We start from the raw sequence: 22,565 nt of genomic DNA on the forward strand, positions 1-22,565 counted from the left end.
ATAAGACAAAAATAAAAAATCCGCAGTAATCTGCGGATTTTGACTGTATGTTTTTTAATCTAAATCATGTTTTTCCAAAGGCTCCTGTTCTGCTTTGAAAGTTTCTCCGTAACCTCCGTTCTGAAGCTTAGAGTGTTTTTTACTGTACAGGAAGTATACAAAGAATCCGATGATCAGCCATGCGAAAGAATACATCTGTGCTTCTTTACTTAGGTTAAAGATCAGATAAACGTTGATCGCAATACCTAAACAGGCAATAAGCGGTAAAGCCGGAACTTTAAAGTTTCTCTGTAAAGCAGGTTCTTTTACTCTTAATACCCATACTGCCACACATACCATGGTAAACGCAAACAGGGTTCCGAAACTCGTCATATGTGCAAGGTCATTAATCGGGGTAAGCGAAGCCACAATAGCAATCACAACTCCTAAAATAAGAAGGTTTTTCGTAGGCACTCCGGTTTTAGGATTCACTTTTGAAAAAGTAGCAGGAATCAATCCGTCTTTAGACATTCCCAGGAAAATTCTTGACTGCCCCATGATCATTACCATCAATACGGAAATCAATCCTACGGTAGCAGCAATGGTGATAATGTATCCTGCCCACGCGTATCCTGCAATATCAAATGCATAAGCCACAGGAGCTTTGATCGCATCCGGATATTTTCCAAGTGGATTAAAGTCTGTGTAATGCATCATTCCCGTTAGCACTAAAGAAACAAGGATATATAAAAGTGTACAGATGATCAGCGAAGCGATGATGGCAAACGGTACGTCTTTTTTAGGGTTAATAGCTTCTCCCGCCTGAGTGGAAACGGCATCGAAACCTACATACGCAAAGAAAATAGCAGAGGCTCCGGCCACTACTCCGGCAATACCGTAAGCAGAATGCGATACCCCATTTTCTGTGATGGTGGTAGGCTCAGGAATGAAAGGAATCCAGTTTTTAAATGGCTCAGCAGAGTTTAAAATAATAAAAGCTCCTGCAATGATCACGAAGATAATAGCGGAAACTTTAAGTACTACGATGAAATTATTAGCTTTAGCAGCCCCTTTTGTTCCTCTTACAAGGATTGAGATCACGAAGAAAACAATCAGAAACGCAGGTAAGTTCATAGAGAAACCTGAATTTCCTGCTGCAATATAAGTCTGCGGATCTGTGGTAAGATAAGCCGGAAGATGCAGCCCGAACATTTTGAGGAGTTTCGCAAAATATCCCGACCAGGAGACGGCGACGGTCATGGATCCCATAGCGTATTCCAGTATCAGCCCCCATCCTATGATCCAGGCGAAGATTTCTCCCACCGTTCCATAAGCGTAAGCATAAGCTGATCCCTCTACAGGAAGAATGGAAGCAAACTCTGCATAACATAATGCTGCAAATACGCAGGCGATACCCGCGATTACAAATGAAAGTGCCAGTGCAGGCCCTGCATTATAATAAGCCCCCGTTCCCGTAAGCACAAAAATTCCTCCTCCAATGATGGCCCCGATCCCGATAGCAGTAAGGCTCCATTTTCCCAGAACGCGTTTCAGCTGGCTCTTTTTGATATCAGCTTCATAAGCGCTCATTGGTTTCTTAACCCAAATTTTAGACATGTTTTTTTATTTAATTAAAGATTTACGAAAATATAAAAAATTTACAAACTTCAATGTTTATTGATAAACTTTCATCATTTAATTTAAATTATAAAACTTAAAAAACTGATGTCCATATAATTTAACTCATTTTTCACTTATTTTATTTTTTTGCTTATTTTTGATCACATGAATTTATATGATCTTTTTGTAAAGCCTTATGAGAACTACAGTGCTTTACAAATCTTGCTGGAGGCTACAGGAACATTTTTCGGAATTCTGAGCGTTTATTTTTCTATCAAAAAAAATATATGGGTATACCCTACCGGCATCATCTCCACCCTGATCTATGTGTACATTCTTTTTAATTTCGGGCTGCTTGGCGACTGTATGATCAACGTGTATTATACGGCAATGAGTGTTTACGGATGGATCTTATGGTCCAAAAACTCTAAAGACCACGTTCATGTAGATGTTTCCTGGGCTACCAACAGAGAAAGAATGTTCGCAGGCGTTCTTTTTATATTAAGTCTCGCACTGGTAACACTGATCTATTATTACAAACCTTATATAGATAATCAGTTTTCTATGCAGGGTACGAATTTAGGACTGTATCATCTTGACTGGGCGAATTGGCTGGATGTGATCACCACTTCTATATTTTTAGTCGGCATGTGGTTTATGGCCAGACAACGCATTGAGAACTGGATTTTCTGGATCATCGGAGATTTTATATGCATCCCGATGATGATTTTTAAGGAGCTTGGAATCACTTCGGTTCAATATTTGGTATTTACTATAATGGCTATCTTAGGATACGTCAGTTGGAAAAAAAGTTTAAAAGAAAAAAGTACAATAAAGTCATGAAAAATTTACTTAAAATAGCATTCAGTATCGTTGCTATTAGTACTCTGACATCATGTTTAGCTTATTCAGACGGATATGCAAACAATGGTGGTTACGGAGACCCATATTATAACAACGGAAATTATTATGCTCCATCCGGTTATTACGGAAACGGCGGTTATTATGGAAATGACGGCTACTATTACAGAAATGACGTCAATTATTATTATGATAGTGGTGTTCCTTATTATTACTATAATTCAGGGAACAGCAGAAGAAAAGTATACGTAGAAAGAAGATCCAATTCCAATATAACTTCCCAAAGACCGAACAACGGATTCAGAGGACAGCCGACAGGCAGCGGAAACAGTAACAGCAATGGAAACGGATTCAGAAATCCAAACAGCGGTTACAATAATGGTAACAACAACCAAAGACCACAAAGCAACAACGGAGGCTTCAGAAATCAAACGGGTGGAACTTACCAGAACAATCAGGGAAGCCAGAATAATCAGAACAGTGGCGGTTTCAGAAACTCACAACCGAGTAACCAGAACAGCACCAGAACGGAATCTTCCGGCGGGTTCAGAGGAAGCTCAAGCTCCCAGAACAGCACTCCACAAAACAGCGGCACAACGAGACAGCAGTCCAGCGGAGGCGGATTTAGATAAAACGATTATAAATAAGAAAACGAACAGCTAACACTGTTCGTTTTTCATTTTAAATATATTAATTTTGCTCGTTAATTTTACACTAAATAATATGGAATTTTATAAATATCAGGGGACTGGAAATGATTTTGTGATGGTAGACAACCGTGATCTGCAGTTTCCCAAAGAGAAAGATCTTATTGAAAAACTATGTGACAGACGTTTCGGAATCGGGGCAGACGGCCTTATTCTTCTGGAAAATGAAGGCGACTACGATTTCAAAATGGTCTACTATAATTCTGATGGCGGCGAAAGTACGATGTGCGGAAACGGCGGAAGATGTCTAGTAGCATTTGCTTTCTTCCTGGATATTTTTGAGGATAAATGTAAGTTCATTGCTACTGACGGAAAACATGAAGCTGAGATTCATAACGGAATCATCAAATTAAAGATGATTGATGTAGATACAATTTCCGCAGACGGAGAAGACACGGTGATGAATACCGGCTCACCTCATTATGTAAGATACGTGGAGGATCTGGTGAATTACAATGTTTTTGCAGAAGGAAACGGCATCAGAAATTCAGAAAAATATAAAGAAAAAGGTATCAATGTGAATTTTGTTGAAAAATTTAATGATGATGAAATTTTTGTAAGAACCTATGAACGAGGCGTTGAGGACGAAACTTTCAGTTGTGGAACTGGAGTTACAGCTTCTGCTTTAACTTTTCTACAAAAACACAATCTAATCTCTGTAAAAGTTAAAACTTTAGGAGGCGATCTTAAAGTTCATGCTGAGAAAAACGGAAATTCCTTTCAGAATATCTGGTTGGAAGGTCCGGCAAAGCAGGTTTTTAGAGGTAAAATAGATCTTATTTAAAAACAAACTTTTAATCAATTTTTTAATAATGAAAAAAACTGTTCTCGTTATCGCTCTTATCGTTTTTGGAGCGGCAGGATTTTTTGGTTTGAGATTTTATAATAAATATTACGGTAACAACGTAGAAAAGGATGGCTATGTCTTAATTCCCCATAAAGCGGATTTTAAGCAGATCCTTGACTCCGTGGGTCCGTATGTAAAAGATAAAGAAGCATTCGAGGCTGTTGCCAAAGATAAAGATCTTGCTCAGTATTTCAAGCCTGGGCGTTACCATTTCCAACCGGGAGCAGGAAACACCAACCTTGTGAATATGATCAAGGCCGGAAATCAGTCTGAAAACAGCTTCAGAATCGGTGATTTCGGGGATATGTATCAGATGATCGGGAAGGTAACGAAAAAGACAGAACTTGATTCTTTACACTTCGTGAATGATCTGAATCAGGTAGCTGTAGAGAAAGGATATAACAATGCTGAGGATTTAAAGAAATACTTCTTCATCGATACTTATAATTTCTTCTGGACGGTAAGTCCTAGAGAGTTTTTCAAAAAATTCGATGAGCAGTACAATGAGTTCTGGACAAGTGACAGAAAGAATCAGGAACAGCAGTCGGGTCTGAGCAGAGATCAGATCTATGCTTTGGCATCCATTGTTTATAAGGAATCGGGAGGAAAAAAAGATGAAATGAAGACGATTGCAGGATTATACCTGAACCGTTACAGAAAGGGCATGAAACTTCAGTCTGATCCAACGGTGATTTATGCCATCAACAAGCAGACTAATTTTAAGGAACAGATCAAACGTGTATTTTACAAACACCTGTCTACTCCATCGCCTTATAATACTTATGCTAACAAAGGAATTCCTCCGGGACCCATTTGTGTAGTGGATAAAAACTCTGTAGATGCTGTTTTAAATGCAGAAAACAACAATTATATATTTATGTGTGCAGATCCGGCCAGGTTCGGCTATCATAAATTTACGGCCAGCGCAGAAGAGCATGCGATCAATGCAAAAGCGTATCAGGACTGGCTGAATTCAAAAAATATAAAATAGAAAACTAATTTAACTTTTATTTAACAATACGATAATTAACTTTTAACACTTACAAACGACTTATACATCTATAAATAATACATAAATTATAATATTTTGAAAATCAACCCAATTAATGATTTCACAATGTTATAAGTTATACTTTCACGATTTTACACAAACAATACCTTATGAATCAGACGGAAATTGTCAACATTTTCACAAAAAAAACGCTAGCACTTACTTTTGTACTTTCGGCAGCTGCAATGGCATTTGCCCAGGATAAAGCAGGCGTTACAGGAATGATTGTCAACAAAAACAACCAGCCGGTTCCTTATGCTTCTGTGACGTTCAGCAATAAAGTGAACAAAGCATTAAGCGATGCTGTACTTACCGACGAAAAAGGACAGTACAAACTGGAATTAGCTCCTGGAAACTATGATATCACCGTAGAAGCCATCGACTACAAGAAGAGCACTATTACTAAAAATATTGCAGGCCCTGGAAACATCGGCGCTTTATCTATACAGCCGGAAGCAACCACCAGCCTGGATGGTAAAACACAGGAAATCCAGGGAGTAGTGATCACTGCAGCCTCAACGAAACCTTATAAAGTAGAGCTTGACAAAAGAACTTACGACCCTTCTCAGGATATTGTAAGTAAAGGAGGAAATCTTCAGGATGTTCTTTCTAACGTTCCTTCTGTTTCTGTGGATACTGACGGTACTGTTTCGATGAGAGGAAGTTCGAATGTAAGATTCCTGATCAACGGAAAACCATCTGCCCTTCTAGGAATAGATGATGGGGCCAATGCACTTCAGAGTATTCCGGCAGACCAGATCGACAGAATTGAAGTGATCACGAATCCTTCTTCTAAATTTGAGGCAAGCGGTACTGCGGGTATTCTGAATATTATTTTAAAGAAAAGCAAGAAGACCGGTTTCAATGGTAGTGTAATCGGAACTTTAGGATATCTTCCCCAAACCAACCTGAACGCCAACCTTAACTGGAGAAAAGGAAACTTTACATGGTTTCTAAATGGTGGTGGTGGCTACAGAGAATCTAAAAATACGACCAGAACAGATGACTTTTTCACTAACGCAGCGAAAGGTAATGATTTAGTTACCAGAAATCAGGACTCTGAAACGAAGAGTAAAAACAATAACTATAACGCTTCTGCAGGTATCGTTTATGATATTTCTGAAAAGACTTCGGTAAACGCTTCAGGAACTGTAAGAACCTTTGACAGTGAGAATTTTGGAAATATTGATTACAAATATTCTTATTTCACAGATCCGAATGGGGTTTCTAACAGAAATACTTTTGGAACCAATAATAATTTAGCCTTCCAGGGAGATTTTGGTTTAGATCATAAATTTGATGACAAAGGTCAAAATCTATCTTTATCATTGAGCTTACAGAGAAGCAGATCATACAATGATACAGATATTAATGAAACTCAAAACGGAGCTTTTTTACTGAACAATATTGTTAACCAAAACACAGTTAACAAATCGGTTATAGGTAAAGCTGATTATGAATTGCCGATTGGGGAAAATTCAAAATTGGAGGCGGGTTACAGAATAGATATCAATACCAATGATTATAGTAATGATGTTTTGCAGAGTACCGTTCAGGCTCCAACTTTAAGCTTCCTTAAGCCCTATACTTATGATGCCACATATAAAGAGACTTTCAATGCTTTTTATTTACAGTTCAAAAGTAAAATAGGTAAATTAGGATATCAGGTAGGTGTAAGAGATGAATTATCCAGAGTAGATATTAATTATCAAAACCTTGATCCTTCGAAACCAGCCCTTGCTACAACCAAAAACTACAATAATTTATTTCCAAGCGTTTATTTAAGCTATGAATTTGCAAAGGATAATCAGTTGTTGGTTAACTATACAAGAAGAATTGACCGTCCCAGATCATTCTTTATGATTCCTAACCCGAACTATAATGACAATCAAAATATTTTTGACGGAAATATAGATCTTAATCCATCATACGTAGACTCTTTTGAATTTGGATACAGTATTTCAAAAAAGAAATTTACGATTAACCCAACCTTGTATTACAGACATCAGACTGATGATACAAAAATGCTAGTATTCAATCTGAAAGAAAAATACCTTGATGCCAACCTGATTGAACGTGAGCGTATTGTATCTCATACAAAACCTATTAACCTGGGCACGGATGACCGTTTCGGTTTAGATTTAAACTTCAACTGGGATGCAACAAGCTGGTTGAAATTCTTAGGAAACGTGGATGTGTTTGGCTATAATACAAAAGGAAGCACTCTATATGACACCTTTGATAAAGATGGTAATCCTATTCAGGCTGTTGCTGATTTTAATGGTAAAGGTTTTTCAACAAGAGCAAGACTTTCTTCAACCATTAAAGTTGATAAAACATTCAGTTTCCAGATACAGGGATTCTACAGAGGTGGCCAGAAAACGGCTTATCAGGATAGAAAAGATATGTATGCCATCAATTTCGGTGCATCCAAAACCATCTGGAAAGGGGACGGAACTTTAGCATTTAATGTTCAGGATATTTTCAATACCAGATCCATGAGATCTACAACATACACAGCCAATAGCGTAAGAGATTCTTATATGCAGTGGCAACCGAGACAGTTCTCCGTTTCTCTTACCTACAGATTCAAGCAGGGGGAGAAAGTAGAACAGCCTAAAAGGAAAAAAGATATCAACTCCAATGCCTCTGGAGACGACCAACAAGGTCCAATGTAATCATATTACACATAAAAAAAATCCCGAAAATATTTTTCGGGATTTTTTTTTATTTTACGGTTTCAGTCTGTTCAGATTTTTCTTTTTCAGCTTCGTAGATTCTTCTTCTAAGGTCGCTGGTGGAAAACCGGTGATCTCTTTTGTTGTAAAAGATCTCAATTCCCTTCTCTTCACAATACTTTTTTCCGGTAAAGTCTCTGTCCATATAATCATCCCCGATAATCCTTACATCGATGACAAAAGACTTTAAAATATCCTGCAGATCTTCTTCTGTATAATACGGAATGATCTCGTCTACGGCATTCACGGCCTTCAACTGGATGTATCTTTCTACAATGGTCTGGCTCGGCTTGTTCTTATTCGGACGGTCGTGAGACGGATCGATCTGAAGCCCTACAATTAAATAATCGCACACTGTTTTAGCTTCTTCAAGCATTTTGATGTGTCCCGCATGAAGCAGGTCAAATGAGGAAAATGTAATACCTATTTTTTGTGTTTTCATACTCATTTCAATTAAAATTCCGTGACAGTCAGATTTATTTTCTTATAAAAAAGGACTGCGGGAAATGATTTTGTAATTTGTTTTATAATCGTTTTTTAAGTTCTTCTTTTAAACGGTCTGAGCATCCAGATACAGCTGCCATTTCCAGACTGTTCTCAATGATTCTTCCAATGAGGTCTCCGATTTCCAGTGAAGCTCTTTTTCAGCTTTACGGACATCGGCATAAGCCACCGTAATATCGCCTTCCCTTCTTGCACAGATCTGGTAAGGAACCTTCACATCATTAGCTGTTTCGAAAGCTTTCACCACTTCCAGTACCGACACTCCTTTTCCTGTTCCCAGGTTAAAAATATCAATCACCGTTCCATCATTACTCTGCATCAGCTTTTTAAGGGCGCTTACATGAGCCTTGGCAAGATCCACAACATAAATATAATCACGGACCGGTGTTCCGTCTTCCGTATCATAATCATCGCCCCAGATATTCAGTTTCTCACGGATTCCTGCAGCAGTCTGCATTACATAAGGAACCAGGTTGTTGGGAACTCCCATTGGAAGTTCGCCCAGTTTTCCTGAAGGATGAGCTCCAATCGGGTTAAAATACCTTAGAAGGGAGATTCTTCTGTTGTATGCTTTCGCAAAATCTGTTAAAATCTGTTCTCCCATCTGCTTGGTCTTTCCGTAAACACTTTCCGGAAGCTTCAGCGGTGTATCCTCATCGATCGGCATCTTTTCCGCCTGCCCGTACACGGTACAGGAGGAACTGAATATAAAATTAGAGAGGCCCCTTTCTTTAAATTCCTGAAGAATATTGATCAGCGTGAATAAATTATTCTCATAATAATCCACCGGTTTTACCTGGCTCTCTCCTACTGCTTTAGAAGCTGCAAAATTGATACATCCTTCGATCTGATGGGCATCAAAAACCTGCGTAAGGAGTTCTCTGCGTCTTAAATCGAAAGGATAAAAAAACGGCTTTTTGCCTGTAATCTCCTCGATATTCTTTAAAATAAATCTTTCTGAGTTGGATAAATCGTCTACAATAACGACTTCAAAACCATCGTTAAGAAGCTCAACTACTGTATGGGAACCGATATATCCGAGCCCGCCTGTAACAAGTACTGCCATTTTTCTTTATATTTTTTTTAATCTGTGTGTTTTCCTATGCTTTCTATTTCGTCATCAAGGTCTTTATATTTGAATCTATCCACAATATACAGATATCCACCAAAAAAAAGAATGAAAGGGAAGAAAGTAGCAAAGTCCTCTCTTTCTATATCTGCATTTTGACTGGTTAAAAGATTAACTTGTGAAATTTTAAATAAAAAGAAACCAACCATCATAATTAAATTTATCCTAATAATCTGTATTGTTCTCTTCATCTTAAAAATTAAAGAGATCAATGATAAAATATTAATGGATAAACTGATAATAACAGAGAAAAAATAGAAAAATTCAACATCTTGAAAGTTTCTACTTTTAATGTTATGACCGTATTCTTCCTTAAAACCAATTGCTAAAAAAAATATGACAATTAAATTAACAATTACAGAAAATATATATAAGATGCTGCTTTTAAATATTTTCCTTTGATTCCACTTCAAAACGATTTATAATGCCATAAATTCAAGCACTGCATCCGTAATATACTTTAGCTGCTCTTCGTCTAATTCAGTATGCATTGGCAGAGAAATCACCTGCTCAAGAAGCTTATCTGTATTCACAAAGTCTGCATCATTGCTCTCCTGATAATATGCTTTCTGCTTTCTCAATGCTACAGGATAATAAATCATAGCCGGAATTTCTTTTTCTGTAAGGAACTTTTGAAGCTCGTTACGTTTTCCGTTCAGAATTCTCAATGTATACTGATGGAATACATGGGTAGAATTTTCTGCTCTTTTTGGCGTTAAAATATTCTCATTTCCAGCAAAAGCTTCGTCATAATAATCAGCGGCCTTTCTTCTTGCATCGTTGTAAGAGTCAAGATTGGGCAGTTTTTTTCTTAAAACCGCAGCCTGAATGCTATCCAGTCTTGAATTCACCCCTACCTCATCATGGTAATATCTTTCGTACATTCCGTGATTGACAATTCCTCTTAAACGGTGTGCCAGCTCATCATTGTTGGTCGTAATAGCACCTCCGTCACCATAACATCCGAGATTTTTAGAAGGGAAAAATGAAGTAGTTCCCACAGTCGCCATAGTTCCTGCATATTTCTGGGTTCCGTCTGAGAAAGTAAACTCCGAACCTATTGCCTGAGCATTGTCTTCAATCACAAACAGGTTGTGTTCTTCGGCAATTTTAAGGATTTCCTCCATATTCGCACACTGTCCGAAAATATGTACAGGAATGATCGCTTTGGTTCTTGGCGTAATCGCTTTTTTAATTTCTTCTGTAGAGATTGTGAATGTATCGTAATCTACATCTACCAGCACTGATTTCAGTTTAAGCAAATGAATAACTTCTACTGTAGCGGCAAAAGTAAAATCGGCTGTGATCACTTCATCACCTTCTTTCAGGTCCAAAGCCATCAGCGCGATCTGTAAAGCATCCGTTCCGTTTGCACACGGGATCACATGCTTTACATCTAAATAAGATTCCAATTCATTCTGGAAAGACTTTACCTCAGGGCCGTTGATAAAAGCCGCAGAATCCATTACATTTAAAACTGCATTGTCTACATCATTCTTTATTTTGTAATACTGACTTTGCAAGTCAACCATCTGAATTTTTTTCATAAATAAATATTTGTGTAAAAATAAGGAATTTAAAATCCTATCAAAAATTTTATTGATTTTGTTTTATCTTTATACAAAATAACTTTATGAAAAAACTTTTACTCATTTGTCTTTTAGCGGGTTACTCCGCCGTAAATGCGCAGACAGAGCTTGTTTTTGTTTATTTTTCAGGCAAACCGAACAAAGCTGCTTTTTACGCCAATCCGCTTTCAGAACTGACCCAAAAATCCCTTAACAGACGTACTTCGCTCGGTATTCCGCTCAATGATCAGGATGCTCCTATCGAACAGTCCTATATTCAGAACCTTCAGAATCTTGGTTTCACCGTAATTGATTACTCGAAATGGCTCAACGGAGCAGCTGTCAATGCCACTCCCGCACAGATCACCATTTTGCAGGCACAGCCTTATGTATCATCAGTAGGTCGTTTTGCTAAAAATAATCCTACCGTCACCAAAACAGCGGGCAACAACAAATGGAATACTTCTTCTGATACACAAAAAAACCTGACTGTTTTTGATTACGGCTCAGGTTCTGCACAAATCGACCAGATCAATGTGAGGCCGCTTCATTTAGCCGGATTTACAGGAACAGGCATTTCCATTGCAGTTATTGATGCTGGATTTCCCTTTGTGAATACAGGATCTGCTTTTGAAAGAATACGAACCAACAATCAGATCAAAGCGGTGTATGATTTTGTGACCAAAACAAACAACGTCTACAATACCGCTATCAGTAATCATGGATCTGCAGTTCTGGGTGCTATCGGAGGCTATATTAAAGATATTTTTGTAGGGTCTGCTCCCGATGCCGATTTTTATCTTTACCGCAGTGAAAATGCTGTGGGTGAAATTCCGGAAGAGGAATTGTACTGGATAGAAGCAGCTGAAGAAGCAGACAGAAAAGGCGTTGATATGATCACCTCTTCTCTTGGGTACAATACTTTTGATGACACCCGATACAGCTACACGTATGCAGATATGAACGGAACAACTTCCTTCATTGCAAGAGCCGCTGAAATAGCTGTCAATAAAGGAATATTTGTTCTTTCAGCAGCAGGAAATTCCGGTGTGCAGCCATGGCACTATTTGCTGACTCCAGCTGACAATGCTAAAGTTTTCACAATCGGTTCAGTAGATTCTGCAGGAAATTCCTCGGGATTTTCATCATATGGCCCGAACTCCTTAGGTGTAGTAAAACCTGATGCAAGCGCAAGGGGAACAGCTTCTGCAACGGTTACTAACAGTACATTGACTTCCGTTAATGGAACTTCCATTGCCACTCCAATCGCTGCAGGGGGTGTAGCATGTTTCATGCAGGCCTTTCCTTCTATGAGCAGGGATCAGATGAGAACGAAACTGAGACAGACCGCTTCTCTCTATCCGGGACATACAGATCAGATGGGCTATGGTATTCTGAACTTTGGAAATGTTTATAATCAGACGTTGAATACTTCTGAAATTGTAAAAAAAGAAAAATTTGCTATTTTCCCGAATCCTGTAAAAAATATTCTGAATGTGGCTTCTGAAAGTGATATCCAATCACTAGAGGTCTATGATAATTTAGGAAAACTGATTAGAAAAAATACCGGACTCAAATCTATAAAAGTGGAAGATTTCCCGAAAGGAACATATTATCTGAAAATTCAGACGAAGGACCAGGTTTTCTATGAGAAGTTCTTAAAAGAATAATTTTTTTTAAACACAAATAACACGAATATTATAGCACAAATTTCACGAATTTTTATGCGTAAAAATATGTTGCAAAAATATAATTTCTCGCAGATTCAGCTGATAATGCAGATTTAACTACCACAAACATCTGTGTCAATCCGTGCAATCTGTGGTTAATTTTACTTTATAATTCAACAGTAAAAAAAATTATTCTGTTTGATTTTTCAAACACGAATGACACGAATGTTTTAGCAAGAATTTCACAAATTTTCATGCATAAAAATGGGTTCTAAAAATATAATTTATCGCAGATTCAGCTGATAATGCAGATCTAATTGCCATAAATATCTGTGTCAATCCGTGCAATCTGTGGTTAATTTTACTTTATAATTCAACAGTAAAAAAAATTATTCTGTTTGATTTTTCAAACACGAATGACACGAATGTTTTAGCACGAATTTCACAAATTTTCATGCATAAAAATGGGTTCTAAAAATATAATTTCTCGCAGATTCAGCTGATAATACAGATTTAATTGCCATAAACATCTGTGTCAATCCGTGCAATCTGTGGTTAATTTTACTTTATAATTCCTTAAAAGATAGCACACATGAGATATTTATGACAAAAATATTCAAGAGGAACGGGCTTTAGCCCGTTTTACTTTTAATAAACAATCAAATGAGGCTTCAGCCAAAACCTACAATCATTCTACAAAATCATTGTGTTCATTAGTGAATATATTTGTGTCATTTGTGTTTAAACAAAAAAAAAACGCCTCTCAATCGAAAGGCGTTGTTATCATCAATTAAGCTGAGTTTCTACTCGCATTAATATTTCCAAATAACGATCTGGTCACCAGCTTTTCATAAGCTTCTTTATTCCCTTCTCCTTTCTGGATCTTCATCAGGGCATACTGCTGAATACTCAACAGCGGAAGCACAATCTTCTCACGAATCTTCACTGATTTTCTGGACAGCGGATCTTCTTCCTGCAGCATTTTGAATCCGGTAAGTTCCAGCATAATATCTCTTGAAAGTGTGTATTCATCAAACAATATATTCCAGAATGCACCGAACTTTGGATTGTTTTTAATGTAATAAGTCAGCGGGAAATAGGATTTGTTCATGCTCATCATCGAGTTCAGCACTAAGGTCTTAAAGAAATCTGAACCTTTATACAGCTCTTTTACCTCATCCAGTCTTCCCTGCTCTTTCATCTGCTGCATGGCAAATCCGAATCCGAAGAATCCGGGAACATTCTGCTTCAGTTGCGACCATGATCCCACGAATGGAATCGCTCGAAGATCTTCAAATTTCAACTCACTGCCGTTTCCTCTTTTGGACGGGCGGCTGCCGATATTTGTTTTACCATAATATTCGAGGGTACTCATTTCCTGAAGATACGGGACAAACATAGGATGAGCTTTCAGATCGGAGTATTTTTTATAACTGATATCAGCCAGTTCGGCAATTAGTTTTCTTTCTTTTTCTGTAAGGTCTTTTTTAGAGTTCTTAAAGACATCATTTTCCACTCCGGCGGTCAGAAGCTGCTCAAAATTGTATTTCGCCTGTTCTTTATTTCCGAAAATACTGGTAATCGTCTGTCCTTGTATTGTCAGTTCAATTTTATTATTAGCAATGGTGTTTCCTTGCGAAGCGTAGAAATCGTGTGTTTTCCCTCCTCCTCTTGCCGGTGGGCCGCCTCTTCCGTCAAAGAATACGACTTTTATTCCATTTTGAACGGAAAGTTTAGTTAAGACCTCTTTAGCCTTATAAATTTCCCAATTCGCCTTCAGATATCCACCGTCTTTTGTTCCGTCTGAAAAACCGAGCATAATCGTCTGCTGGTTTCCTCTGCTTTCAAGATGCTTTTTATACACCGGATTCTGATAAAGCTCGTTCATTACATGTTCAGAATTGGCCAAACCTTCCATCGTTTCAAAAAGGGGAACGATATCCATCTTAATCTCTTCATCCTGATAACCGCAGATTTTGAAAAATGCATAGACATTCATCACATCTTTTACGGCATCGGAATTGGAAATAATGTAGCGGTTCATTCCTCTGTGACCATTCAGATCCTGAATTTCAGAAACCTGTGATACGGTCAGTAAGGTATCTTTAACGATATCTTCAAACTGGTCTGCATCTACCTTTTCACCAAGCTGAATCAGTGTATTGAATTTTTCTTCTTCAGAAGCCTCTGCATTTCCATATACTTTAGCAAAAACCTCATCAATCACCTTCTGATGAATCCTGCTGTCCTGACGGACATCCAGCGTTGCAAAGTGAGTTCCGAAAATTTTCACACGGTCTCTGAAATTAGCCAGAAGATCCAAGAACAGAGAATTGTGCTCATTCACCAGAATTTTTTCTGCTTCATCTGTTTTTTTCAGGATATCGTCTGCTGTAATTATTTTTCCGTTAAATATAGCGCCATACAAATCGTCACTCAATTGCGTCAATACCTCTGAAACGCCCCTGAAACTCAATCTTCTTCTGATAAATTTCAAATGACTGTAGTAAGATTTCAAAATCGCGGAACGAAGCTCCTCTGCTACTCTTTTCGTAACATCGGCCGTCACAAACGGATTTCCGTCTCTGTCCCCGCCCGGCCAGAAGCCAAGTTGAATAATATCTTCATGCAGATGGAAATGTCCGTTTCCAAAGGTCTTTCTGATCTTCGTAAACAATTCTCCGATTGTATCGTAATACACATATCTTAAATAGGAAATGATACTAAGCGCCTCATCTATTGGAGTCGGCTTTTCTTTATTAACAAAAGGAGTTTTCCCTAACTGCTGCAAAAGCATATCGATTTGCGTCACGGAATCACTGGTAATCGCTCCACGCAGGTCCTGGATAATTCTCTGTACCGAACTTGGATAAAACTGAGTCGGGTGTGCTGTAAATACTACTTTTACGGTGAAATCTTTCAGTTTTTCACGCACTTTCTCAAGTTTATGGTCCTGATATGAACGTTCAAAAAGATTGGTCACCGTTCCGCTGTCACTTTCGGAGTGAAGGTTGGGGAACGCGGCATCTTCAATACTGTCAAATAAAACCACCTGTCTTTCGATGTACTGGATGATCTTAAAGAGCAGTTCAAGTTTCTGCTCTTCCGTTTGAAGATCGGTATGGTTTTTAAAGAATTCTTCGACAATTCCCTCAGGGGTTTTACCTTCTTCATATCCGTTTCGGCTTTCCTCGTAAAGGAACGGAAGAAGCATCCCGATATTGGTCATTTTATCATAAGGCAGGCTCATAAATAATGAATTGTAGATCTGGAACTTATTCTCCACGATCTGCCTGAATTTTTCTGCTCGTTGGTCGTGTATCATATAACAAATGTAATGGATTTTGGTTTTAAATGAATTGACAAATGACAAAAAAACGGAGTACCTGGGAACAAAATCAATATTTTCTATAGACTTCCTGTCAATTGACTTTAAATGATATCTTTGCAAAAAACTTACGCCACAAATGAAATTTGGAATTATTTTCTATTCAATTTTAGGAATTCTAGCTTTATCAATAGGAGTTTATTTGCTTCAATATTTTTTCATTCTTTCCATTATATTTTTCATCGGCGCATTTATCAATGGAGTTTTTATTTATAAAGAATATACCATTCACAAAAATGATAAAACTGAATATGATGAAAACACACTTTTAGATGAAATTGTTATTAAGTATTCCCGTTCAGGAAGAATCATTGCCATTTCTATGTATAGTATTTTTGTGATTCTGGGAATCTTTTTTCTTTCCTGTATCATGATCAAGTTCAACTTTATCACGATGTTTATAATGGCTTTGTCAACAGCATTCACAATCTATTTCATTATAAAAGTTGTTCTAGAAATTAAGAAAATATCTAAAATAATGATTTCTATCAATGGAAAAGGAATTCAACTGAAAGATAATCCTAGATACTTGTGGAATGAAATTCAGCTTGAAAAAATCATTGTAAAACGTTTAGTCAGCCGTGAATCGAAACATGATTATCAACCTGAGGTTAATTATTTATATTTTTTTCATAACAACGAAAAAATAGAAGTCAACATCGACGATTTTGATATCACGGATTATCAGCTGGCACAGGTTCTAAAAATATTCAGAAACCGTTATAATAATTCAGGTTTATAATAATTTTGTACACACCGGTTTAATGATTAATTTTACTCTTCACAGAAATTAATCCCATGAAAAATATTTTGACCTTTTTTGTAATGGCTTTCACTTTAACAGCCTGTGGTGAAGATTGTTATAATGCTCCTCAAACCGTCGCTTTTAAATTCGTGAATGCCGACGATGAAAATCTCATCACAAATGGAAACCTTACGGTGTATTCAATTAAGGATGACAATCAGGTTGGAGTACAATTAACCAAAACATCCGAAGACCTGATCATTTTAGAAAATGTCGGCGCTTATAACGGTACAAAAAATTATTCTTTCACGTCTAATGTTAAAGCTTTTAATTTTTCAATACAGTCCTCTGAGTTTAAAGGCGGCTGTGATGGGTATCAGATCAATAAATTAACGTTTACAGGGATAAACATTGATGTAACAGATGAAAAAGGTTACTATAAAATTGTACTGCAGTAGAGAATTTTAGGTAGCAGGTGGCAGGGATTAGGGATTAGGGATTGTGCCGAAGGTTGAAATTATGCCCTTTCGATTTTAGTCAAGAGCTAAGAAACAAGATGCCAAACACCAGATTTCAGATAATAGATATAAGACGATTATCCATTGGTCTAATTACTACGAACCAACAACTAGCAACCTCATATACTCTCAAACCCTAAGACTCTCAAACTCTCTCGCCCCGAATCCCGAACTCCTATCTCTCAAACATCCATTTAAAATAAGAAATCTTCCTCCATTTTCGTAAATTTGCCCTAAAGCACTTCCTTTATGAAAATCATCATCTTCGCTTCCCTTATCATGTCCAGTCTGTTTTTTGCACAGACCACGGTTCCGGATGATTACAGGAAGATTCCGGATATCTTGGATACAACAGAGTATTTATATCCGTTTATCGTTCCGGATAAAGACTATGGCTACTGGAGAATCCTTACCAATGACACCGATCCTGAAAAAGCGGTGATTTATGAAAGCCAGATGCCGGATTTTATGACCATCAATGAGCCTCTTCCTGAAAAAGGTTTTTTCCAGAAATGTATCGGCAACCGATGCTTTTCATACATTCTTGCCTGCAGAAAAGAAAGATCCGTTTATTTTTCCAATGAACAGCAGCTGAGGGATTTCATCGGAACGGTGGATAATCTTCCGGAAGCTCTTTTATTGGCTCAAACATATGGTTTTTCTGTAGATACAAGTAATAAATTAAGTGCTTCGTATAAAATTGAGGACAGACATATTAATCTATACCTTTCAAAGTCTAAGGGCTGTCCGGAAATCAGGGAATCATATTTTATAAAGATCAACAGAAAAAACGGTAAACTGGAATCTAAAAACAGTGGGGGTTATTTTAAAAGTGACAACTGTAATACACCTTCTCAACCCGATTCCAAATAAAAGTGGTTTCAAAAGATAAAAAACCCGCGCAGATCAAGCTGATTGCACAGATTTTTATGTTGAAAAATACTTACAGATTAAAACTATGCAAGAATTTCCATTCACCTTTTGAAACAACCTCTTTATTATATTAAATATTAATTGCTCCCTGACCTGAAGCCATCAGATAAGCTTCTTTCAAGGCTTCAGAATAGGAAGGATGCGCGTAGGATATACGGAACATATCTTCAGCCGTCACCTCAAATTCCTGCGCTATAACAGCCTGTGCAATGAGATCTGCTGCCCTGGCTCCAATGATGTGTACACCCAGTACTTCCCCGTATTTAGGATCTACCAGAACTTTTGCAAAACCATCTGTGTCCATAGACGCCCTTGCTCTGGCACTGGCAGAAAACGGAAATTTACCGACATTATAAGTGATATTATTTTTCTTCAGATATTCCTCAGAAAACCCTACAGAAGCCACTTCAGGCCATGTATAAACTACTGATGGAATACGGTCGTAATGGATGTGACGTTTTTGCCCGTTAATCGTTTCTGCAACCAAGACTCCTTCTTCTTCAGCTTTATGAGCAAGCATCGCACCACCTACCACATCACCGATGGCGTAAATATGCGAAACTGAAGTCTGTCTGTTTTCATCAACCTTAATAAATCCGCGTTCATCCAACTGTACACCAGTATTTTCCAATCCTAAACCTTTTGTATAAGGACTTCTTCCCACCGCTACCAAAACATATTCTGCTTCCAGTTCGTGGTCTTCATTATTTTTATCCTTAAAAAATACTTTGGCTGAAGAACCGGAATTCTCTGCTTTGTAAACAGACTGACCCAAACGGATGTCAATTCCTTCTTTTTTCAAAATTCTTTGAAGACTTTTTCCCAGTTCATGATCCATTCCGGCAATCAGATGATCTGCATATTCAAGAATGGTTACCTGAGTTCCTATGCGGCTGAATATGGAAGCCATTTCGACTCCTATCACTCCACCTCCGATGATCACCATAGATTTTGGATGTTCCTCTAATGATAAAGCTTCTGTAGAAGTTATAATCCTTTGTTTATCAATAGCTACTCCGGGAATTGATGACGGCTTCGAACCTGTGGCAATGATATAGTTCTGAGCTGTAATTTCAGTGACTTCAAGTCCATTGGTCACTTTGATAACAGAATCATTGACAAAGGTTGCAATTCCTTTCAAACGGGTAATTTTATTTTTACTCATTAAGAAATTCAAACCGTCTGTATTTTTCGATACCACTTCAGATTTTCTTTTGTACATCTGAGGAAAATCCAGTTTCAGATCACTCGCCTTTATCCCGTGTTCTTCAAACTGATGGTAAGCTTCCGAATAATGATGGGAACTGTCCAGCAGCGCTTTTGTGGGAATACATCCCACATTGGTACAGGTGCCTCCCAAAATATCATACTTTTCTATGATCACTGTTTTATAACCAAGCTGTGCACTTCTTATGGCGGCAACATAACCACCGGGGCCGGACCCGATCACGGCAACATCAAAATTTTCCATTTGATTTATCAATTTTTTATGTTTAAATTTACTTGCAAAACAAAAGTAAAATTAAAACAAATACTTTCATTTTGCAAGTATTATTTTAAAATATATGGCTATGAGTAAAAAAAGATCAGACTGCCCTATCAGTTCTTCCCTGGAAATTTGGGGTGATAAATGGTCTCTGCTGATTATCCGCGACCTGATGTTAAAGAAAGAATGTACCTATGGAGAATTCCTTAAAGCAGATGAAAAGATTGCAACCAATATTCTCGCTTCAAGGCTGCAGCACTTACTGGAAGCAGAAATTATCGCTAAAAAGGACCATCCGGACAGTAAACTGAAAATTCTCTACCATCTTACGGAGAAAGGAATTGACCTGATTCCGCTGATTGTTGAGATTAATCTTTGGGGTGAAAAATACCTCAGTATTCCTGATGAACGAAAAAAACTGGTTGAAAATATCAAGAAAGACAAGGAGAAGTTTATCCGGGATGCTAAGGTTTTTTTGTCAAAGGATAATTAGGCGGGATACGGGTTTGAGAGTTCTTGTTTTTTTAGTTGCTGGTTGTCAGTTGCTGCTTGCTGGTCCATAGTAATTAAGGTGATGGATAATCGTCCCATATTTATTTCTGAAATCTGATGTCTGACATCTAAAATACTGTCTCCCAGCTCTTAACTACAATCAAAAGACCACAATTTCAACATTCGGCACAATCCCTAATCTCTAATCCCTAATCCCTGCAACCTGCAACCTAACATCTGCTACCTGCTACCCAAAATCGTTATTATAAAACTCTGTGATAGTCAATTTAAAATTTCATTAACTCAGTTTTCGCATTGCTTTCCGTAAATTTGAATCAAATAAATTTAGAACAATGCTTAATTTCGAATTTAAAAATCCAACCAAAATACTTTTTGGAAAAGGTGAAATCGCTAAGATCTCCCGTGAAGTTCCGAAAGATGCCAAAATATTAATGATCTACGGAGGCGGAAGCATCAAAACCAACGGTGTTTACGATCAGGTAAAAGAAGCTCTGAAGGATCATGATCTGTATGAATTCGGTGGCGTTCCTGCCAATCCGGAGTATGAAGTACTGATCAACGCTTTAAGTTTTATCAAAGAAAAAAACATCAACTATCTTCTTGCTGTCGGTGGAGGATCTGTGATTGATGGGACTAAATTCCTTTCTGCAGCGGCCAACTATGACGGTGAGCCCTGGGATATCCTTAGAAATTCAGTGAGAACTTTTGAAGGAGAAGGAATGCCTTTCGGAAGTATTCTTACGTTGCCGGCAACCGGTTCTGAAATGAATTCAGGATATGTGATCTCAAGAAGAGAAACCAACGAAAAATTATCTTCAGGAGGACCGGGTCTTTTCCCACAGTTTTCAGTATTAGATCCGGAAGTGATCAGAACAATTCCTAAAAACCAGATCGTAAACGGTATTACGGATGCTTATACTCACGTTTTGGAACAGTATATGACCGCGCCTTCATCTGCAGATCTTCAGGAAAGAATCGCTGAAAGTATCCTGATCAGCCTTCAGGAAACCGCTCCTAAAGTACTGAAAGGTGATTTTGATTATGACGCAGCCGGAAACTTTATGTGGTGCTGTACAATGGCCCTGAACGGACTGATTCAGAAAGGAGTGATCACAGACTGGGCGGTACACGCTATGGGACATGAGTTGACTGCTTATTTTGGAATCGACCACGCAAGAACTTTAGCCGTGATTGCCCCTTCCCACTACCGTTATAATTTTGAATCGAAGAAAGGAAAACTAGCTCAGTATGCTGAAAGAGTTTGGGGGATCAAAGACGGAACACTGGAGGAAAAAGCAGAACTGGGAATCAAAAAAATGGAGGAATTCTTCCACAGCCTGGATATTAAAACAAAACTTTCAGAATATACAGAAGAATACAAAGGAACTGCTGAAAGAGTAGAAAAAGCTTTTACAGACAGAAAATGGTCCGGTCTTGGCGAGTATAAAAAACTGACGCCTCAAGATGCGTATAAGATCGTGGAGATGAGTTATTAAAATTCCGGGGTAAAAGAGTTTGAGGGAGAGATCGTCTTAGAGTTGTCAGTTCCTGGTTGCTAGTTTGGAGTAATTAAGTTAATAAGTTATTGTCTGATGTCTGAAATCTGACGTCTTGCATCTTGGCTCTCACCATTGACTTGCGAAGCAAAATTGACCATTGACTTTGCCACAATCTCCTCTGCAACCTACAAAAACCCATCACTTTCCAAGTTTCATAATATAAAATCCTGTTATTTATAAACATTCGTTTAAAAAAGCAGGATTTCATTATAGATATTTCAAATTTATTTATATTTTAGCATATTATAAAATTTGTGAAAATGAAAAAACAGCTACTTTTATTTGCCTTTTCTGCTTTAGCGCTAACTTCCTGTAAAGATGACAATCTCGAAGCTTATGAATTAGAGATGATGAGCGGAGACTGGAAGGTAAGCAAGATCCAGACTATTTCCGGAAAAGACAATAAAACAGTACTTTTAACTGAAACGCCTTCCGATTGTGAAGCTAAAAACACTCTGTATTTCAGAAGTGATTATTATACAAGCTACACATACTACTCCACCAACGGTCTTGATTGCCAGCTAGGCGGAAAAAATGAAGGAAAGTTCACCTATAATGAAGAGTCTAAGCTGTTAAGCATTAAAAATGTAAATGATACCGAAAGATGGTACAGAGTTGAAATCCTTACAAGTCAGGATCTGAAACTAGCCCAACTGTTCGGAGCGTACGATTACAATAACGACGGTACTGACGATCTGATCTACGTTACCTACAAAAGATAAACACAGACTCCCGATTTTATCGGGAGT

The 22,565-nt window shown here is 37.8% G+C and carries 19 protein-coding genes; 12 read left to right on the forward strand and 7 right to left on the reverse strand.

Annotated elements, in window-relative coordinates:
- Positions 1–54: 54 nt before the first annotated feature.
- Positions 55–1,596, reverse strand: coding sequence for an APC family permease (locus IW22_RS09915; protein WP_034726200.1), 1,542 nt, complete (start codon positions 1,594–1,596; stop codon positions 55–57).
- Positions 1,597–1,764: 168 nt separating this feature from the next.
- Between IW22_RS09915 and pnuC the strand changes: the two genes are divergently transcribed.
- The 5 genes from pnuC (at position 1,765) to IW22_RS09940 (ending at position 7,743) form a co-directional block, all read left to right on the forward strand.
- Positions 1,765–2,442, forward strand: coding sequence for a nicotinamide riboside transporter PnuC (gene pnuC, locus IW22_RS09920; RefSeq protein ID WP_034726202.1), 678 nt, complete (start codon positions 1,765–1,767; stop codon positions 2,440–2,442).
- On the forward strand, positions 2,439–3,092 hold the full coding sequence (locus IW22_RS09925; RefSeq protein ID WP_034726754.1) for a hypothetical protein: 654 nt from the start codon (positions 2,439–2,441) through the stop codon (positions 3,090–3,092). The genes pnuC and IW22_RS09925 overlap by 4 nt, the downstream gene beginning before the upstream one ends.
- 91 nt (positions 3,093–3,183) lie before the next feature.
- The gene (gene dapF / locus IW22_RS09930) at positions 3,184–3,951 is read left to right on the forward strand and encodes a diaminopimelate epimerase (protein WP_034726203.1); all 768 of its coding nucleotides are present in this window, start codon (positions 3,184–3,186) and stop codon (positions 3,949–3,951) included.
- A 28-nt stretch (positions 3,952–3,979) separates the two neighbouring features.
- Entirely contained in the window at positions 3,980–5,005 is a 1,026-nt protein-coding gene (gene mltG, locus IW22_RS09935; RefSeq protein WP_034726205.1) for an endolytic transglycosylase MltG, read from the forward strand.
- A 170-nt stretch (positions 5,006–5,175) separates the two neighbouring features.
- On the forward strand, positions 5,176–7,743 hold the full coding sequence (locus tag IW22_RS09940) for a TonB-dependent receptor domain-containing protein (protein WP_034726207.1): 2,568 nt from the start codon (positions 5,176–5,178) through the stop codon (positions 7,741–7,743).
- 49 nt (positions 7,744–7,792) lie between these two features.
- Here the strand turns inward: IW22_RS09940 and IW22_RS09945 are convergent, their stop codons facing one another.
- From IW22_RS09945 to IW22_RS09960, 4 genes are all read right to left on the reverse strand, one after another.
- Positions 7,793–8,245: an adenylyltransferase/cytidyltransferase family protein gene (locus IW22_RS09945; protein WP_034726209.1), complete on the reverse strand. Its 453-nt coding sequence runs from the start codon at positions 8,243–8,245 to the stop codon at positions 7,793–7,795.
- A 108-nt stretch (positions 8,246–8,353) separates the two neighbouring features.
- Complete coding sequence (gene galE / locus IW22_RS09950) at positions 8,354–9,373, reverse strand: UDP-glucose 4-epimerase GalE (RefSeq protein ID WP_034726211.1); 1,020 nt, start codon at positions 9,371–9,373, stop codon at positions 8,354–8,356.
- 17 nt (positions 9,374–9,390) lie between these two features.
- Complete coding sequence (locus tag IW22_RS24250; RefSeq protein WP_131401719.1) at positions 9,391–9,627, reverse strand: hypothetical protein; 237 nt, start codon at positions 9,625–9,627, stop codon at positions 9,391–9,393.
- A 228-nt stretch (positions 9,628–9,855) separates the two neighbouring features.
- Entirely contained in the window at positions 9,856–10,983 is a 1,128-nt protein-coding gene (locus IW22_RS09960; RefSeq protein WP_034726216.1) for a DegT/DnrJ/EryC1/StrS family aminotransferase, read from the reverse strand.
- 86 nt (positions 10,984–11,069) lie between these two features.
- On the opposite strand from IW22_RS09960, the gene IW22_RS09965 reads away from it, so the two are divergent.
- Positions 11,070–12,674, forward strand: coding sequence for a S8 family peptidase (locus IW22_RS09965; RefSeq protein WP_034726218.1), 1,605 nt, complete (start codon positions 11,070–11,072; stop codon positions 12,672–12,674).
- Between the two features lie 790 nt (positions 12,675–13,464).
- Here the strand turns inward: IW22_RS09965 and IW22_RS09970 are convergent.
- Positions 13,465–15,999 carry a phosphoenolpyruvate carboxylase gene (locus IW22_RS09970; RefSeq protein WP_034726219.1) on the reverse strand — a complete coding sequence of 845 codons (2,535 nt, stop codon included), beginning with the start codon at positions 15,997–15,999 and terminating at the stop codon, positions 13,465–13,467.
- 142 nt (positions 16,000–16,141) lie between these two features.
- Between IW22_RS09970 and IW22_RS09975 the strand changes: the two genes are divergently transcribed.
- From IW22_RS09975 to IW22_RS09985, 3 genes are all read left to right on the forward strand, one after another.
- On the forward strand, positions 16,142–16,804 hold the full coding sequence (locus IW22_RS09975) for a hypothetical protein (protein WP_034726220.1): 663 nt from the start codon (positions 16,142–16,144) through the stop codon (positions 16,802–16,804).
- A 56-nt stretch (positions 16,805–16,860) separates the two neighbouring features.
- A complete protein-coding gene (locus IW22_RS09980) occupies positions 16,861–17,265 on the forward strand; it encodes a hypothetical protein (protein WP_034726221.1) in 405 nt (134 codons plus the stop codon).
- 309 nt (positions 17,266–17,574) lie between these two features.
- Positions 17,575–18,198: a hypothetical protein gene (locus IW22_RS09985; protein WP_034726224.1), complete on the forward strand. Its 624-nt coding sequence runs from the start codon at positions 17,575–17,577 to the stop codon at positions 18,196–18,198.
- 130 nt (positions 18,199–18,328) lie between these two features.
- Here IW22_RS09985 and lpdA read toward each other — a convergent pair whose 3' ends face one another.
- Complete coding sequence (gene lpdA / locus IW22_RS09990) at positions 18,329–19,729, reverse strand: dihydrolipoyl dehydrogenase (protein WP_034726227.1); 1,401 nt, start codon at positions 19,727–19,729, stop codon at positions 18,329–18,331.
- Positions 19,730–19,829: 100 nt separating this feature from the next.
- On the opposite strand from lpdA, the gene IW22_RS09995 reads away from it, so the two are divergent.
- The 3 genes from IW22_RS09995 (at position 19,830) to IW22_RS10005 (ending at position 22,538) form a co-directional block, all read left to right on the forward strand.
- A complete protein-coding gene (locus tag IW22_RS09995; RefSeq protein WP_228384025.1) occupies positions 19,830–20,237 on the forward strand; it encodes a winged helix-turn-helix transcriptional regulator in 408 nt (135 codons plus the stop codon).
- 352 nt (positions 20,238–20,589) lie between these two features.
- Complete coding sequence (locus IW22_RS10000) at positions 20,590–21,753, forward strand: iron-containing alcohol dehydrogenase (RefSeq protein ID WP_034726229.1); 1,164 nt, start codon at positions 20,590–20,592, stop codon at positions 21,751–21,753.
- Positions 21,754–22,076: 323 nt separating this feature from the next.
- Positions 22,077–22,538, forward strand: coding sequence for a lipocalin family protein (locus IW22_RS10005; RefSeq protein ID WP_034726230.1), 462 nt, complete (start codon positions 22,077–22,079; stop codon positions 22,536–22,538).
- Positions 22,539–22,565 lie beyond the last annotated feature (27 nt).

It is taken from the genome of Chryseobacterium sp. JM1, from assembly GCF_000737715.1.
Taxonomy (GTDB): domain Bacteria; phylum Bacteroidota; class Bacteroidia; order Flavobacteriales; family Weeksellaceae; genus Chryseobacterium.

What these genes read in the sequence shown, in the direction of transcription:
- IW22_RS09915 (WP_034726200.1), bottom strand. Translation starts at nt 1,596, where the DNA reads ATGTCTAAAATTTGGGTTAAGAAACCAATGAGCGCTTATGAAGCTGAT.
- pnuC (WP_034726202.1), top strand. Translation starts at nt 1,765, where the DNA reads ATGAATTTATATGATCTTTTTGTAAAGCCTTATGAGAACTACAGTGCT.
- IW22_RS09925 (WP_034726754.1), top strand. Translation starts at nt 2,439, where the DNA reads ATGAAAAATTTACTTAAAATAGCATTCAGTATCGTTGCTATTAGTACT.
- dapF (WP_034726203.1), top strand. Translation starts at nt 3,184, where the DNA reads ATGGAATTTTATAAATATCAGGGGACTGGAAATGATTTTGTGATGGTA.
- mltG (WP_034726205.1), top strand. Translation starts at nt 3,980, where the DNA reads ATGAAAAAAACTGTTCTCGTTATCGCTCTTATCGTTTTTGGAGCGGCA.
- IW22_RS09940 (WP_034726207.1), top strand. Translation starts at nt 5,176, where the DNA reads ATGAATCAGACGGAAATTGTCAACATTTTCACAAAAAAAACGCTAGCA.
- IW22_RS09945 (WP_034726209.1), bottom strand. Translation starts at nt 8,245, where the DNA reads ATGAAAACACAAAAAATAGGTATTACATTTTCCTCATTTGACCTGCTT.
- galE (WP_034726211.1), bottom strand. Translation starts at nt 9,373, where the DNA reads ATGGCAGTACTTGTTACAGGCGGGCTCGGATATATCGGTTCCCATACA.
- IW22_RS24250 (WP_131401719.1), bottom strand. Translation starts at nt 9,627, where the DNA reads ATGAAGAGAACAATACAGATTATTAGGATAAATTTAATTATGATGGTT.
- IW22_RS09960 (WP_034726216.1), bottom strand. Translation starts at nt 10,983, where the DNA reads ATGAAAAAAATTCAGATGGTTGACTTGCAAAGTCAGTATTACAAAATA.
- IW22_RS09965 (WP_034726218.1), top strand. Translation starts at nt 11,070, where the DNA reads ATGAAAAAACTTTTACTCATTTGTCTTTTAGCGGGTTACTCCGCCGTA.
- IW22_RS09970 (WP_034726219.1), bottom strand. Translation starts at nt 15,999, where the DNA reads ATGATACACGACCAACGAGCAGAAAAATTCAGGCAGATCGTGGAGAAT.
- IW22_RS09975 (WP_034726220.1), top strand. Translation starts at nt 16,142, where the DNA reads ATGAAATTTGGAATTATTTTCTATTCAATTTTAGGAATTCTAGCTTTA.
- IW22_RS09980 (WP_034726221.1), top strand. Translation starts at nt 16,861, where the DNA reads ATGAAAAATATTTTGACCTTTTTTGTAATGGCTTTCACTTTAACAGCC.
- IW22_RS09985 (WP_034726224.1), top strand. Translation starts at nt 17,575, where the DNA reads ATGAAAATCATCATCTTCGCTTCCCTTATCATGTCCAGTCTGTTTTTT.
- lpdA (WP_034726227.1), bottom strand. Translation starts at nt 19,729, where the DNA reads ATGGAAAATTTTGATGTTGCCGTGATCGGGTCCGGCCCCGGTGGTTAT.
- IW22_RS09995 (WP_228384025.1), top strand. Translation starts at nt 19,830, where the DNA reads ATGAGTAAAAAAAGATCAGACTGCCCTATCAGTTCTTCCCTGGAAATT.
- IW22_RS10000 (WP_034726229.1), top strand. Translation starts at nt 20,590, where the DNA reads ATGCTTAATTTCGAATTTAAAAATCCAACCAAAATACTTTTTGGAAAA.
- IW22_RS10005 (WP_034726230.1), top strand. Translation starts at nt 22,077, where the DNA reads ATGAAAAAACAGCTACTTTTATTTGCCTTTTCTGCTTTAGCGCTAACT.